Annotated in this window: 7 protein-coding genes; 4 read left to right on the top strand and 3 right to left on the bottom strand. The window is 40.9% G+C overall.

Features of this window, described 5'->3' with window-relative positions; genetic code table 11:
* Positions 1-49 precede the first annotated feature (49 nt).
* The gene (glnE, locus tag ACPEEM_RS05875) at positions 50-2,995 is read left to right on the top strand and encodes a bifunctional [glutamate--ammonia ligase]-adenylyl-L-tyrosine phosphorylase/[glutamate--ammonia-ligase] adenylyltransferase (RefSeq protein WP_424408153.1); all 2,946 of its coding nucleotides are present in this window, start codon (positions 50-52) and stop codon (positions 2,993-2,995) included.
* A 134-nt stretch (positions 2,996-3,129) separates the two neighbouring features.
* On the opposite strand, the gene ACPEEM_RS05880 is transcribed toward glnE, so the two are convergent.
* From ACPEEM_RS05880 to nspC, 3 genes are all read right to left on the bottom strand, one after another.
* Positions 3,130-4,617 (bottom strand): methyltransferase regulatory domain-containing protein, encoded by a 1,488-nt coding sequence (locus ACPEEM_RS05880; protein WP_424408155.1) that lies wholly within the window; start codon positions 4,615-4,617, stop codon positions 3,130-3,132.
* A gap of 247 nt (positions 4,618-4,864) precedes the next feature.
* Positions 4,865-6,103 (bottom strand): saccharopine dehydrogenase family protein, encoded by a 1,239-nt coding sequence (locus ACPEEM_RS05885; protein WP_424402710.1) that lies wholly within the window; start codon positions 6,101-6,103, stop codon positions 4,865-4,867.
* A 190-nt stretch (positions 6,104-6,293) separates the two neighbouring features.
* Positions 6,294-7,409, bottom strand: coding sequence for a carboxynorspermidine decarboxylase (gene nspC / locus ACPEEM_RS05890; protein WP_424405591.1), 1,116 nt, complete (start codon positions 7,407-7,409; stop codon positions 6,294-6,296).
* A gap of 189 nt (positions 7,410-7,598) precedes the next feature.
* Here nspC and parE point away from each other — a divergent pair, with 189 nt between their 5' ends.
* The 3 genes from parE to parC all read left to right on the top strand — a co-directional run bounded on the left by parE (position 7,599) and on the right by parC (position 15,969).
* The gene (gene parE, locus ACPEEM_RS05895; protein ID WP_424408157.1) at positions 7,599-9,497 is read left to right on the top strand and encodes a DNA topoisomerase IV subunit B; all 1,899 of its coding nucleotides are present in this window, start codon (positions 7,599-7,601) and stop codon (positions 9,495-9,497) included.
* A gap of 24 nt (positions 9,498-9,521) precedes the next feature.
* Positions 9,522-13,379: an N-6 DNA methylase gene (locus ACPEEM_RS05900; protein ID WP_424408159.1), complete on the top strand. Its 3,858-nt coding sequence runs from the start codon at positions 9,522-9,524 to the stop codon at positions 13,377-13,379.
* 331 nt (positions 13,380-13,710) lie between these two features.
* On the top strand, positions 13,711-15,969 hold the full coding sequence (gene parC, locus ACPEEM_RS05905) for a DNA topoisomerase IV subunit A (RefSeq protein WP_424405587.1): 2,259 nt from the start codon (positions 13,711-13,713) through the stop codon (positions 15,967-15,969).
* The last annotated feature ends 1 nt before the right edge of the window (position 15,970 follow it).

Consider the following 15,970-nt stretch of genomic DNA (forward strand, 5'->3'; position numbering starts at 1 on the left):
ATTGGCTTCGATTTGGTGATCTTCATTCTTTTTTGCTCTAGGAGCCTTTATGCCATTTGCCTTGACACATTTCGATAATCAATTACAACAGCTTGCTGAAACCTTAATCCAGCATTTCCCTGAATACGAGAAGGATAGCCTGTTTGCACAACTTACCCAACAAAAACAGGATCTTCACAGCCCTATTGGACAACTTTACCGTGCCGTGAGTCTGTCTGACTTTTTCGCAGAATCGTTAAAAAAACAACCGCACTTTTTACGCCAATGTTGGCAACAGCCTCCTCGATTTGAGGATTGTACCGACTACCCCACTCGCCTAACACAAGCATTGGCACACATTGATAATGAAGCAGATTTTTATCGTGTATTACGCCAATTTCGTTATCGTGAAATGGCAAAACTCAGTTTTTGTCAAAGTTTGAACTTAGCCACCGTTGAAGAAATTTTTATTCGCTTATCCCAACTGGCAGAAAGCTTGATTATTGGTGCAAGAGATTGGTTATACCAACAAGCTTGCCAAGAGATGGGCACACCAGTCGATGAGCAAGGCAATCCACAGCAGCTTTATATTTTAGGAATGGGAAAACTGGGTGGTTTTGAGCTCAATTTTTCTTCCGATATTGATTTAATTTTTACCTACCCAAATCAAGGTGAAACCATTGGTGCCAGACGTGCCGTGGAAAACAGCAAGTTTTTCACTCGTCTTGGACAACGCTTAGTGAATGCCTTGGATCAATACACTGCCGATGGGTTTGTGTATCGTACGGATATGCGTTTACGCCCCTTTGGTGAAAATGGGGCATTGGTGCTCAGTTTTAATGCCTTAGAACTTTACTACCAAGAGCAAGGTCGGGATTGGGAACGTTACGCAATGATAAAAGGCAGAATTTTAGGGGCGGATCAGCAAGATCCTCATGTGAAACAACTACAACAACTGCTTCGCCCTTTTGTTTATCGCCGCTATATTGATTTTAGTGTGATTCAAGCCCTACGAGACATGAAAAGTAAAATTGCACGAGAAGTCCGTCGTCGTGGTTTGGTGGATAACATCAAACTGGGGGCGGGAGGGATTCGTGAAATTGAATTTATTGTGCAAGTTTTTCAGCTGATTCGAGGTGGACGAGAAATTCGTTTACAACAACATGAATTACTCAATATTTTGCCAGAAATCACCGCACTTGAATTTATTTCCCCCAAACAACAACAGGATTTACAGCAAGCCTATTTATTTTTAAGACGCACTGAAAATATTTTACAAGCTATTCATGACCAACAAACCCAAGTGCTTCCCGAAGAAGAAATAGACCGTTGGCGTTTAATCCAAGCCACACAGTGTTTTACACAATGGAACGCCCAACAGCAGGCAGAAACGGTGCATTATCCTATTCAGGATTGGGACAGTTTTTATCAGGTATTACAGCAACACCAACACAACGTGCGAGCGATCTTTAACAATTTGATTGGTGATGAAAAAGATAACGACAATGCAAAAGAAGAAAACCATTGGCAAGATTTTCTCGATCCCGATTTGGAAAATAGCGAACTGGCACAAATGCTCGCTGAAAACCACATTCCTGATACACACATTGATGCCATCTTAGAAAAACTGGCTCAATTCCGTTTTGAGCTGACTCGTCGCCCTATTGGCAGCCGTGGACGAGAAGTCTTGAATCAATTACTTCCCTCATTATTGCAACATATTTTCCAACATGCTGATTATCCCGTTCTGTTACCAAGAATGTTAAAAATTGTGGAAAAAATTCTGACACGCACCACCTATTTAGAATTATTGGTAGAACACCCTCAAGTGTTAGAACAATTAATTGAGTTATGTGCCAAATCCAAATTGATTGCCGAGCAAGTGGCTCGTCACCCAATTTTGTTAGATGAATTATTGGATCGCAAAGCACTGCTCAATCCCCCACCTTATGAGGATTATGCCAGTGAGTTAAAACAGTATTTATTGCGACTGCCCCCCGATGATGAAGAACAAATTATTGATGGCTTACGCCAATTTAAACAAGCCACATTACTCCGTGTCGCCTCTGCCGATATTCTGGGAGCATTGCCTGTGATGAAAGTCAGTGATCATTTAACCTTCTTAGCGGAAGCGATCATTGAGGTGGTGGTGAATCTTGCTTGGCAACAAGTTACTGCTCGTTTCGGAACGCCAGAACATTTAACGGATCACGAAAAAGGGTTTTTAATTATTGGCTATGGCAAGCTAGGTGGAATTGAATTGGGCTATAAATCCGATTTAGATTTAGTCTTTCTCTATCAATCTGCGGAAAATAGCCAAACCGTTGGAGGCAAACGCAGTATCGACAGTAATCAATTTTATCTCCGTTTAGCCCAAAAAATTATCAGCATTTTTAGCCTTAATACCTTTGCGGGTGTATTGTATGAGGTGGATATGCGTTTACGTCCTTCTGGCGAATCGGGCTTATTATGCAGTTCCATCCGTGCATTTAAAGACTATCAATTAGAACAAGCTTGGACATGGGAAAAACAAGCCTTGGTGCGTAGCCGTGCGGTTTATGGTGCTACCTCACTACGCCAGCAGTTTGAGGAAATTCGCCAAGCGGTGCTTTGTGCCAAAAGAGACATTGAACCACTCAAACAGGATGTGGTGGACATGCGGGAAAAAATGTACAGCCACCTTGCCCAACACAATACACAGATTTTCAATATTAAAACGGATCGCGGCGGCATTACAGATATTGAGTTTATCGCCCAATATTTAGTGCTTGCCTATGCCCCACAAAATCCTGCACTTTGTGTGTGGTCTGATAATGTGAGAATTTTTGATGTGATGGCAGAAAGTGCGGTCATTTCTGAACAAGTTTGCCAACAACTCAAACAATGTTATGTGGATTTACGCAACAAAATTCATCATCTGAATTTACTCGGTTTACCCCCTGAAGTGCCCGTGGCGGAATTTCAAGCAGAACGTGCGTTTATCCAACACATTTGGCAAGCATTGTTGCTTCAATGAAAAAGTCTAAGGCTTTTCAATATTTTTCAAAAACACACCGCACTTTCATGAGCCAAGTAAAAAAAGAAGGTGGGCAAATTAGCCCACCTTGCGTTGTAGCATGAGAGATACCTTCTCTTGTTTCCCCTGTTGTCTTATTCATTCATAAAATGTGATTCAATAAAATAGCGAATGTCTTTCACGAATCGTTCAACAATCGGGCGTGGATTAGGCTTTTCGTTTTCAGTTTGAGTAGTAATGTGCCACTCGCCTGAATGGATTTTATCTATTACCGCCGACACTAAATCTTGGTCGGTACGAGTACCATCACACAGTAGCATGGTTTCTAATTCATGTTGGGTAAGACTTAAGATACTGCCAACAAAGTTAGATAAACTCACAACAGGTTTTGCTGTTTTCAGATGATAAGCAAAATATTTTGCATAACCTGCTTTTAATTTCAGTTTTTCGGTTTTGACTAACGGCATGTCTCGGGCAAAAAACTCGATTTTTTGGTTATACATTTGCACTAAAATCGCCGCATAGCCCGCACTTTTATCCCCTTCTACGTGTTTCTCAATAAAGTCGCTAACTTTAATGGTTTGAGGATAAAAACGATCCAAAAAGCGAATTAATTCAGGTGGGGAATCCTCTTGGATTTTGCCTCGAATATACAGGTTATCTAAATCTTTTATTTTGATATCACGAGAAATATTACATTTCGCTTTGTTTTCAAGGTGGGTGACGATGCTGGTTCTAAATTGGCTATTGAGAAGGTAATCATAATATTGTTCTTTCAACACTTGATCATTGCCACATTCCTGGCTGAGCATTTTTTCAATGTCATCATTCTCAAAAATAGGGAAGGTTTTGTTTAATGTGGAATCGCAAATATGGGCTAACCCCTGTTTTTCAAGCAATACATTAAATTCATAAAGATACAGCGGTTGATTATATTCTTCATGATATTCATGGTAAATGTAGTGATCATCCCCCTCATCAATACGCTTGCAGATCTCTTTCATTTGCGGATTGCCCAAGGCGAATTCTTTTAAAAAGGCAACTGCCCCTCGCCCATACGCCACTTTATTCAGTAAGTTTAAATCCATATCTTGCTTTTCGAAGGTGTCCACACGGAAACGCATAATATCACGCAACACTTCGAGGGATTTCCAACCAGGGTAAGTATTGTAAGAAATGATCGCCGAACCATTTTCTGCCAAATGGGATTTGATCACTTTCAAAATACTCTCTCGCACAAAAGCTGGCACCCAACTGAACACGCCATGGCAAATAATATAATCAAATTTCATGTCTGGCTTATTAAATTCAGAAATATCTGCACAACATAATTCAACATTGGTTAACCCCAATTGTTTAACAACCTCACGCCCCCCTTCAATTTGCGTGTCGGATAAATCAATCCCCATAAAATGGGTATCAGGATTGGCTAGAGCATAGGCAATAATATTTCCCCCAAACCCACAACCGATTTCTAAAACATGTGCACCTTTAATTTCTGGCGTTTGAAACCCTAGCAGAGATAACACCGCTTTTTGTCTTTCGGGTAAAGTATGCACAAAACTTTTTGAAATATAAGGTAATTCATTGTAGCTTTCTTTTATTAGATTGATTTTTTCCATTTTCTTCTTTACTCGCAGAAATAAAACAACAGATACCCTAGATGAATATCCATAAAGGTTGAAGATTGACAGATAATGCCATGTGGCACAGTGCTGACAAGCTCATAATCGCTTGATATGGCGTCCTTAATAAGCGTTTAGGCATTGTAGCAAGGGGGATAAGCGAAAGAAAGTAAACTTTCTCTTCTGAGAGCAAGAAAAAAGCACGAGAACCCATGGTTTCTCGTGCTTTTAGGGTGAATCCTAATTAAAATTGTAACTCACGATCACCCTTTTCATCTTTAATACGGTTTGGTAAACCAATTTTATTTAATAAATTGAGGAAAGGTTTTGGATCTAATTGTTCAATGTTACGCATTTCTTCCACATCCCATTCCCCTGTCGCCACCAATAACGCAGCAGCAACAGCAGGTACACCTGCGGTATAAGAAATCCCTTGGCTACCCACTTCTTCATAGGCTTCTTTATGATCAGCCACATTGTAAATAAAGATTTCTTTTTCTTTACCGTCTTTTTTCCCTTTCACAAGGTTACCAATGCAGGTTTTCCCTGTGTAATTTGGTGCTAATGAAGCAGGATCAGGTAACACGGCTTTCACCACTTTTAATGGAACAATTTCCACACCTTCTGCGGTTTTCACAGGTTGTTCTGACAATAAGCCTAAGTTTTTCAACACGGTGAACACGTTAATATAGTGATCGCCAAAGCCCATCCAGAAGCGAATTGTTGGCACATTCAAATGTTGCGATAATGAATGCACTTCATCGTGTCCCGTTAAGTAGGAATTTTGTACCCCTACAATCGGTAAATCATCTGTTCGTTTCACTTCAAACATCTGATTGGATACCCACTGGTTATTCTGCCAGCTCCATACCACCCCAGTAAACTCGCGGAAATTCACTTCAGGGTCAAAATTCGTGGCAAAATAACGCCCATGGCTACCTGCGTTAATGTCAATAATATCAATGCTGTCGACGCTATCGAACTCATCATTTACGGCATAAGCCGCATAAGCATTCACCACACCAGGATCAAAGCCTGCCCCTAAAATCGCTGTGATTTTATTTTGTTTACAAAGATCTTTGCGTTTCCACTCGTAGTTGGCATACCAAGGCGGGGTTTCACAGATTTTTTCAGGTTCTTCGTGAATAGCGGTATCAATATAAGCCGCACCCGTTTCAATACAAGCTTGCAATACAGACATATTCACAAATGAAGGGCCAGCATTAATCACGATTTGTGATTCTGTTTTTTGAATTAAGGCTTTGGTGGCTTCAATATCAAACACATCAATTTCAACGCATTCAATGGTTGCAGGTAATTTAAAATTGCCTTTTTCCACGACACTTTGTGCAATGGCTTGGCATTTTTTCACATTGCGAGAAGCAAGCACAATTTTACCTAAAACATCATTATGTTGTGCACATTTATGTACCACGACTTGAGATACACCACCAGCACCAATAACCAAAACATTTTTTTTCATTATAGCATTTTCCTCCCAAGTACCGTCTTGCTAAAGGATCGGTATAGGCGTTGATAAAAACCTGATACATATTGAAAACCTAAAAAGTCAATATCAGGCAGAAATCACTTTATCTTTATAAGGATAAAGCAAAGAGAAAGTGCGGTCGATTTTAAAAAATATTGTAAAATCCACCGCACTTTTCGTTTCTCTACGATAAGCTCTCCACGTAGTCTTGGTAGCCAAATTCTTTGACCACACGCACAGAACCATCTAATTCTTTAATGGCAATGGCAGGCATGTTCACCCCATTGAACCAATTTTTCTTCACCATGGTGTAACCTGCTGCATCGCAAAATGAAATGCGATCGCCAATTTGTAATGGCTTTTCAAAACGGTATTCACCAAAAATATCCCCCGCTAAGCAGGATTTACCACACACCATATAAGCATGCTCCCCTTTTCCTTGGAAGGCATCAGGCAATAATTTTGCTTCGGAACGGTAAATTAATAAATCCAGCATATGAGCTTCAATGGAGCTATCTACAATGGCTAATTCTTTGCCGTTATTAAGTAAGTCTAACACTGTGACTTCTAAGCTCGTACTTAAGGTAATTGAAGCTTCACCCGGCTCTAAATACACTTGCACTGCAAATTTTTCTGAGAATTGTTTTAAACGTTCTGCAAAGGCGTCTAAGGGATAATGTTCCCCCGTAAAGTGAATTCCACCGCCTAAACTCACCCACTTGACTTGGTGTAATAATTCACCAAATTCTGTTTCAATGTGATCAAGCATCGCACAGAATTTATCAAAATCTTCATTTTCACAGTTATTGTGGAACATAAAACCGTTAATTAACGGCATCACTTCACGGATTTTCGCAATATCCCATTCCCCTAAACGGCTGTGAGGGCGAGCAGGATCAGCAAGAATAAAACTTGAGGTACTCACACGAGGATTCACACGTAAACCACGTTGTAAGCCCGTGGCACGCTCAGCAAAGCGATGTAATTGACTAATGGAGTTAAAAATAATTTTATCCGCATTCGCGACCACTTCATCAATTTCGGCTTCGCTATACGCCACACTGTAAGCGTGCGTTTCACCACCAAATTTTTCTTTGCCTAATTTCACTTCATAAAGGGAAGATGAGGTTGTGCCATCCATATATTGGCTCATAAAATCAAACACGCCCCACGTGGCAAAACATTTCAATGCAAGCAATGCTTTTGCCCCCGATTTTTCACGCAAATAGGCAATTTTTTCCATATTGCGTAACAGTTTGCTTTTATCAATCAAATAATAAGGAGTCTGTAATGTTGTCATCTTCTGTCATCACCTTTATGAAATAAGAAAGTCAAAAAATTTAAAGCGCCGTATTATAGCCTATCAAATACAATGAGCAAACGTTTTCACAGAAAATTCCTTATGCGGTCTTCCATTATCCGTAGTGCAAAAATACCCGTTCTTTGCTAGAATCGGGGGCAATTTTGACGATGAAAAAATAAAACCATTATGACAAATCAGTATTCCGCTCACGAAATAACCGTTTTAAAAGATCTTGAACCCGTTCAACTCCGTCCGGGCATGTACACGGACACCACTCGCCCAAACCATTTGGGGCAAGAAGTTATCGACAACAGTGTGGATGAAGCCCTTGCTGGACACGCCAGCAAAATCGAAGTGATTTTACATAAAGATCAATCCCTTGAAGTGATTGATAACGGGCGTGGTATGCCTGTGGATATTCACCCTGTGGAAAAAGTCTCTGGGGTGGAAGTCATTCTCACCAAGTTGCACGCTGGTGGCAAATTTTCCAATAAAAACTATGCATTTTCAGGCGGTTTACACGGCGTGGGCATTTCTGTGGTCAACGCCCTTTCGGATCGTGTTGATGTTACCGTCAAACGCAATGGTGAAATTTACAAAATTGCCTTTGAAAATGGGGTGAAAGTGTCGGAATTGGACGTGGTCGGCACCTGTGGCAGACGTAACACGGGCACCACCGTGCATTTCAAACCCAATCCAAAATATTTCGACAGTGAAAAGTTTTCGGTCTCTCGCCTACGTCATTTATTGCGTGCCAAAGCGGTGTTGTGTTCAGGTCTTGAAATTAAATTCGTGGATAAAGTCAACAACACAGAAGATACTTGGCTGTATCAAGATGGCTTATCGGATTATTTGAGCGAATCCGTCAATGGCTTAACCACCTTGCCTGAAAGCCCATTTATTGGCGATTTTAACGGGGATAAAGAAGCCGTTAGCTGGGCGTTATTGTGGTTGCCTGAGGGGGGCGATTTACTGAGTGAAAGCTATGTTAACTTGATCCCTACCGTGCAAGGCGGCACCCATGTAAATGGTTTGCGTCAAGGATTGCTCGATGCCATGCGTGAATTTTGTGAATTTCGCAACCTGCTGCCCCGTGGCGTAAAACTCACCGCTGATGATATTTGGGAACGTTGTGCCTATGTCCTTTCAGTCAAAATGCAGGATCCTCAATTTGCAGGACAAACCAAAGAACGCCTTTCTTCTCGTCAAAGTGCGGTGTTTGTGGGCGGCGTGGTGAAAGATGCCTTTAGCCTATGGCTCAACCAACATGTACAGCAAGCAGAACAATTAGCGGAAATGGCAATTAGCTCCGCCCAACGTCGTTTGCGTGCCGCCAAAAAAGTGGTGCGTAAAAAACTGGTGAGTGGCCCTGCTCTGCCAGGCAAATTAGCCGATTGTAGCCAACAAGATTTAGACAAAACGGAATTATTTTTAGTGGAAGGGGATTCTGCGGGTGGCTCCGCCAAACAAGCCCGTGATCGGGAATATCAAGCCATTTTGCCGTTGCGAGGCAAAATTTTGAACACTTGGGAAGTGGCATCGGATCAAGTGCTTTCTTCCAGTGAAATCCACGACATTGCGGTGGCACTCGGCATTGATCCTGATAGTGACGACCTCTCGCAATTACGATACGGCAAGGTTTGTATTCTCGCCGATGCGGACTCCGACGGTTTACATATCGCCACTCTACTCTGTGCTTTATTTGTACGCCATTTCCCCAAACTCGTGCAAAACGGACACGTTTACGTAGCAATGCCGCCCCTTTACCGCATTGATTTAGGCAAAGAGGTGTTTTACGCCCTTGATGAAAGCGAAAAAGAGGCCATTTTAGACCGCTTAAAAAATAAAAAAGGTAAACCTAATGTACAACGTTTCAAAGGGTTGGGTGAAATGAACGCCAACCAATTGCGTGAAACCACAATGGATCCCAACACCCGCCGCTTGGTGCAATTAACCTATGATCGGGAACAAGAACCCCAACAAGAAACCCTTGAGCTAATGGATATGCTGCTTGCCAAAAAACGTGCCGAAGATCGCAAAAACTGGCTACAAACCAAAGGCGATCAGGTGGATTTGGCAGTATAATATATTGATAAAAAAGAGAAAATAATGATCACAAAAAATAATTTCAAACAACTCCTAACACATTTAGACTTTGCAGAACATCACAAGACATTCACAAAAAATATTCACGGGTATGAATTAAAAGTTGATTATCGGGCGGAAAAATTAGTTTATCCAGAGGGGCTTACCGCCCATCGTGATACCACCAAAAACTTTTCACAGCCTGAAAATTTTGTGGTGTTTGAATGCGTGCATAATTTACTGCAAAGCGGTTACAAGCCTGAACATATTGTTTTAGAGCAGGGTATGCCAGGCGGACACGGTATGACGGGCGGTTTTTGCGATATTATTGTGCAAGATAACGACAAAAAGACTTATTTACTGATCGAATGCAAAACGGCTGATGATGGGAAAAGCAAAGAGTTTTCTAAGGCTTGGAACAAAATGCTTAAAGATGGCGGGCAACTCTTTAACTATTACAACAGCTACCGTCAAGCCCAGTGGATTTGCCTTTATACTGCCGATTTTGATGAACAAACGCAAAAACACACGCCTTTGTATCACCTGATTTCAATGCTGGATAATGAAGAATACCTGCAAACCAACAGCCATTTCCGCAGTTTTAAAGAAGTTGCTGATGCGAATAGTGGAAAAGAAGAATTTTTTAAGGTGTGGAAAGAAACCTATCAGTGCGACTTTATTTCACACAATCTTTTTGAAAGCCAAGTGTTTAAAGTGGGCAACCGTCCTTTTGGGGTTGAAGATTTACAAACCGTTGATAATGAGACTATTCAGAAAAAATATCACCAATTTGCCACCATTATGCGTCAGCACAATGTGTCAGGGCGTGAAAATGCCTTTGATAAATTGGTCAATCTCTTTCTTTGCAAAGTGGTGGATGAAAACAAAAATCCCAACAATTTAAAAGTGTATTGGCGTGGGGCAGCATCGGACGATCATTTCAGCCTGCAAGACCGCTTGCAAAAACTCTACAAAGTGGGAATGTTTGATTTCTTAGGCGAAGATGTGACCTACATTGAAGAAAGCGAAATTGAAAACGCCTTTAAATTCTTTAAAAACAAAAAAGACGAAACCAAAAAGACGATTTTGGACTATTTCAAACAGCTGAAATTTTATTCCAACAACGCCTTTGCGTTTCTTGATGTGCATAACGAAAATCTATTTTTGCAAAACGCCATTATTCTTAAAGAAGTGGTGCAAATGTTGCAAGACATCAAACTCAAAAACGAAGATGAACAACATCAATTTTTAGGGGATTTATTTGAGGGTTTTCTCGACCAAGGTGTAAAACAATCCGAAGGGCAATTTTTCACGCCGATGCCGATTGTGAAATTCCTGATTTCGGCGTTACCCTTAACACAAATTTTAGAAAATGACGCCACGCCAAAAGTGATTGATTATGCCTGTGGTGCAGGGCATTTCTTGACCGAATATGCCAGCCAAATCAAGGGCATTATTGGGAATGCAGATAAAGAAAAACTAAAAAGCCATTATGAAAATATTTACGGTGTCGAAAAAGAATATCGCCTTTCCAAAGTGGCAAAAGTGTCGGCTTTTATGTATGGTCAAGACCAAATCAATATTATTTACGCCGATGCCTTAGCTCAACATCCACGTATTAAACACAATGATTTTTCGGTATTGGTTGCCAATCCACCTTACAGTGTAAAAGGATTTTTAGCGACCTTGTCTGACGAAGACAAACAAGCCTTTGAGTTATACGACAATATTTCCGAAGACACCTTTAATTCCATTGAAACCTTTTTTATTGAAAAAGCCAAGCAATTATTAAAAACCAATGGCGTGGCGGCAATTATTCTGCCTTCGTCTATTTTGACCAATGGTAATATTTACATTAAATGCCGTGAAATTATTCTCAAATATTTTGATGTTGTCGCCATTGCCGAATTTGGCTCGGGCACTTTTGGTAAAACAGGAACCAACACCGCCACTTTATTTTTACGCCGAAAAGACCAGAAACCCGACATTGCTGAACATTACAAAAACCGTGTCACCGATTGGTTTAAAGGGGATTTTTCCCCTGAAATCGCCCAAACCTTTGCCGATGAACATTTGTTGCAACAATATTGTAATCATTGCGGATTAGATTTTGCCGAGTATAAAAAATGCTTGCAGGGGCAAGAAAGCCACATTTTTGAAAGCGAAATGTTTACGGAGTACAAAAAGGAGTTTGACAACAGCACTGATACCAAAAATCTGAAAAAGAAAACCACGTTTAAGAAACTCAGTGCTGATGAGCAAAATAGCGAATTGCAAACTAACTTACTGAAATTCATCAAAGAAAAAGAAGCAGAAAAGGTCTATTTTTATTTATTGGCACAAAGCAATAAAACCGATGTGCTGATTGTTAAAAGCCCTGCCGATAATAAAGCAATGAAAACCTTTTTGGGCTATGAATGGAGCAGTGCGAAAGGAAACGAAGGGATTAAATATTTGGGTGCAACGGTTAATGATGACGAAGAAAGTATTAACCGCAACCAAGGGATTTACCAAATCCAAACCCCACTTTTTAACCCAAACAATCTAAGTGATGAAAGCAAAATAAACAGCTATATCCGTAAGCATTTTATGGGTGAGAATGTCGCCATTTCGGAAGAAAATAAAGCCTTTGTCAGCGTATTGCCCCTTGTTGATATGCTTGATTTTTCACGCACTGCCTTTGATAAGGCATTGCGTACTAGTGTGCAGAAAAAGATTGAGGTGAAGAGTAAATTTCCGTTAGTGAAACTTGCAGATATATCAAATATTTCAAGAGGTGCATCGCCTCGTCCGATTGATAGCTATTTAACAGAATCTGAAAACGGTGTTAATTGGATTAAAATAGGAGATGTTGCTCCAAATGATAAATATATTACTCAAACAAAACAAAGAATAACGCAAGAAGGTGCCAAAAAATCAAAATTTGTAAATATTGGAGATTTCATTATTTCCAATTCAATGAGTGCAGGAAGACCTTATATTTTGAAGATAAAAGGTTGTATTCACGATGGTTGGCTTTTAATTTCCAATATTTCCAAAAATGTTAATAAGGATTTTTTATATTATGTTTTAACCTCAGAAAATACCCAAAGACAATTTGATGAAAATGCAGTGGGTGGAGTAGTAAAAAATCTAAATACAACAAGAGTTGCAGGCATCAAAATCCCACTTCCCCCACTCGATATTCAACAACAAATAGTTGCCGAATGTGAAAAAATCGATGAAGAATACGAAAACAGCCGTATGTCAATTGAAGCGTATCGAAGCAAAATTGCCCAAATTTTCCACAACCTTGAAGTGTTGGAAAAATCTGCTGAGGGGGGGGTAAAACGCTTTAAAATCAATGAGTTACATCTTATGTTAAGAAGGGGAAAATCTCCAAAATATGGTGCTTCTAATATTCAAGTTATTAAGTCAGGACAAGCAAGAGGTTATACAAAATTTGATTTTTCTACTCCTGCTTTTGTTAGAGAAGATTTCGTTTTAGATGAAAGAAAATTAGAAAAAGGGGATATTTTAATTAATTCAACAGGTGTAGGCACCGCAGGAAGAGTAACATTATTTGAGTTAGATGGTGATTTTGTTGCTGATAATCACATTACAATTTTTAGACCTAATGACAAGCTAATTTCTAAATTTGGATTATATTCATTAGCCAATATAGGTTTTAAAAAAATTGAAAGTATGGCAAATGGGGCAAGTGGTCAAATTGAATTAACGATTGATACCATTAAAACAATTTCTTTTTTAGTTCCCCCACTCACCAAACAACAAGAAATTGTTGCCGAAATTGAGGGCTATGAAGCAGAAATTGCCAAACTGGAAGCGATAATGGCACAGAGTGCGGCGAAGAAAAAAACGATTTTGCAACGTTTTTTATGAACTGCCAAACTTACTCACTGAAATGCCATTAACAACTCAATAATTACATAACAAGAGGCGTATGTAATAGGTGCTAATAAATACGAATAAAACACCGCTCTTTTATCAACCTAGATATCAATGCGGTCCCCGTGTAAGTTGCCCGAATGAAAAAGGAATTTTTAGGAAAATAACGTTGCGTAACGAAGTGGAGACAACTTATTTTACGTTAAAAAAATGCCTTTGGAATGAGGATTAGCAACTTAGTCGGGGTGTATTTTCTTTGCCCACTTTCTTTTGTACAAGCAAAAGAAAGTAGGTCCAACCCAACATAAACGAAAAAAACAGCGATATGAACACAATCAACTACGAAGGCATTGAACAAACCCCATTACGCGAGTTCACTGAAAAAGCCTATTTGAATTATTCCATGTACGTCATTATGGATCGGGCGTTGCCTTTTATTGGCGACGGGTTAAAACCTGTACAACGTCGCATTATTTATGCCATGTCGGAACTGGGCTTGAATGCCGCCGCAAAATATAAAAAATCCGCCCGTACCGTGGGCGATGTGCTGGGGAAATTTCACCCACATGGCGACACCGCTTGTTATGAAGCCATGGTGTTAATGGCACAACCCTTTTCTTATCGCTACCCTTTGGTGGACGGTCAGGGTAACTGGGGGGCACCTGATGATCCGAAATCTTTTGCGGCGATGCGTTATACGGAATCACGCCTGTCGAAAATTTCCGAGGTGTTATTGTCGGAATTAGGGCAAGGCACAGTGGATTTTCAACCGAACTTTGATGGCACCCTTGAAGAGCCACAATATTTGCCTGCACGCTTGCCACATATTTTACTCAACGGCACCACAGGCATTGCGGTGGGGATGGCGACGGATATTCCGCCCCATAATATTAATGAAATTGCTGACGCTGCCGTAATGTTGCTGGATAATCCGCAAGCTACCTTGACGGATCTGTTAAGCGTGGTGCAAGGTCCTGACTACCCAACGGAAGCGGAAATTATTACGCCGAAAGCGGACATTCGCAAACTGTATGAGCAAGGGCGAGGTTCTTTGCGTATGCGTGCGGTCTGGAAAAAAGAAGAGGGCGAAATTGTGATTACTGCCCTGCCTCATCAGGCGTCACCGTCAAAAGTGATCGCACAAATTGCGGATCAAATGACGGCGAAAAAATTGCCAATGGTGGAAGATATTCGGGATGAGGCAGATCACGAAAATCCCATTCGCATTGTGTTGGTGCCTCGTTCTAACCGTGTGGATTGTGAGGCATTAATGACCCATCTATTTGCCACCACCGATTTGGAAAAAAGCTATCGTGTGAATATGAATATGATTGGTTTAGATGGCAAACCTGCGGTGAAAAACCTCCTTCAGATTCTCACGGAATGGCTACAATTTCGCCGCACCACCGTCACTCGCCGCCTACAACATCGTTTAGATAAAGTGCTTGCTCGCTTGCATATTTTAGCCGGGCTATTAATTGCGTATCTCAACCTTGATGAAGTGATTGAAATCATTCGTTATCACGATGAACCTAAACAAGAATTGATCCGCCGTTTTGCCTTAAGTGATGAACAAGCAGAAGCCATTTTAAACTTGCGTTTACGTCATTTAGCCAAGTTAGAAGAGCAAGAATTAAAAGCAGAACAAGCAAAATTAGAAGAAGAGCGGTTAAGTCTTGAACAAATTTTATCTTCAGAGCGCCGCCTAAATAGCTTGTTGAAAAAAGAGATTCAACAAGATGCCAAAACCTACGCCAGCCCTCGCCTCTCGCCTTTGGTGGAACGTGAAGAAGCCAAAGCCATTGCCGAAAGCGAGATGACGCCAGCAGAACCTGTGACGGTGATTTTATCGGAAATGGGCTGGGTGCGTTGTGCCAAAGGACACGATATTGATGTGCGGAATTTGAACTATAAAGCAGGGGATAAGTATCTTGCTCACGCTTACGGAAAAAGTAACCAGCCTGTGGTGTTTATTGATAGCACAGGGCGAAGCTATGCTTTAGATCCGCTCAGTCTGCCATCGGCACGTTCACAAGGCGAGCCACTCACAGGGAAATTGAGTCTACCTGCTGGTGCTAGCGTGGTGCATTTGTTATTCGAGCAAGACAATCAACCGATTTTAATGGCATCAGATGCAGGCTATGGCTTTATTTGTCAGTTTGAGGATCTGATTGCACGTAACAAAGCTGGCAAAGCCTTAATTTCCTTACCAGAAAATGCCAAGGTGTTACCGCCAAAAATACTGCCAAATCCTACCGCACTTTTGGTGGCATTAACCTCTGCAGGACGGATGTTGATCTTCCCAGCCCAAGATTTACCGTCCTTAGCCAAAGGAAAAGGCAATAAAATTGTCACCATTCCAGCTGCCAATGCCAAAGATCGGTCGGAGCTTCTAGTGCGTTTACTGCTCATTGAAGAAAACAGCAGCTTGGTGTTTTTATCGGGTAAACGCAAAATCACCTTGAAACCCGAAGATTTACAAAAATTCCGTGCTGAACGTGGCAGAAAAGGCACACAATTGCCCCGTGGCTTGCATAGTCAGGCGGATATTGAAATCCTCACTCCTGACGTGGAAAGCCAATAAG

Source organism: Pasteurella pantherarum (assembly GCF_049670885.1).
GTDB lineage: Bacteria > Pseudomonadota > Gammaproteobacteria > Enterobacterales > Pasteurellaceae > Pasteurella.

Coding starts and splice junctions, on each gene's coding strand:
- glnE (WP_424408153.1), top strand. CDS start 50: ATGCCATTTGCCTTGACACATTTCGATAATCAATTACAACAGCTTGCT.
- ACPEEM_RS05880 (WP_424408155.1), bottom strand. CDS start 4,617: ATGGAAAAAATCAATCTAATAAAAGAAAGCTACAATGAATTACCTTAT.
- ACPEEM_RS05885 (WP_424402710.1), bottom strand. CDS start 6,103: ATGAAAAAAAATGTTTTGGTTATTGGTGCTGGTGGTGTATCTCAAGTC.
- nspC (WP_424405591.1), bottom strand. CDS start 7,409: ATGACAACATTACAGACTCCTTATTATTTGATTGATAAAAGCAAACTG.
- parE (WP_424408157.1), top strand. CDS start 7,599: ATGACAAATCAGTATTCCGCTCACGAAATAACCGTTTTAAAAGATCTT.
- ACPEEM_RS05900 (WP_424408159.1), top strand. CDS start 9,522: ATGATCACAAAAAATAATTTCAAACAACTCCTAACACATTTAGACTTT.
- parC (WP_424405587.1), top strand. CDS start 13,711: ATGAACACAATCAACTACGAAGGCATTGAACAAACCCCATTACGCGAG.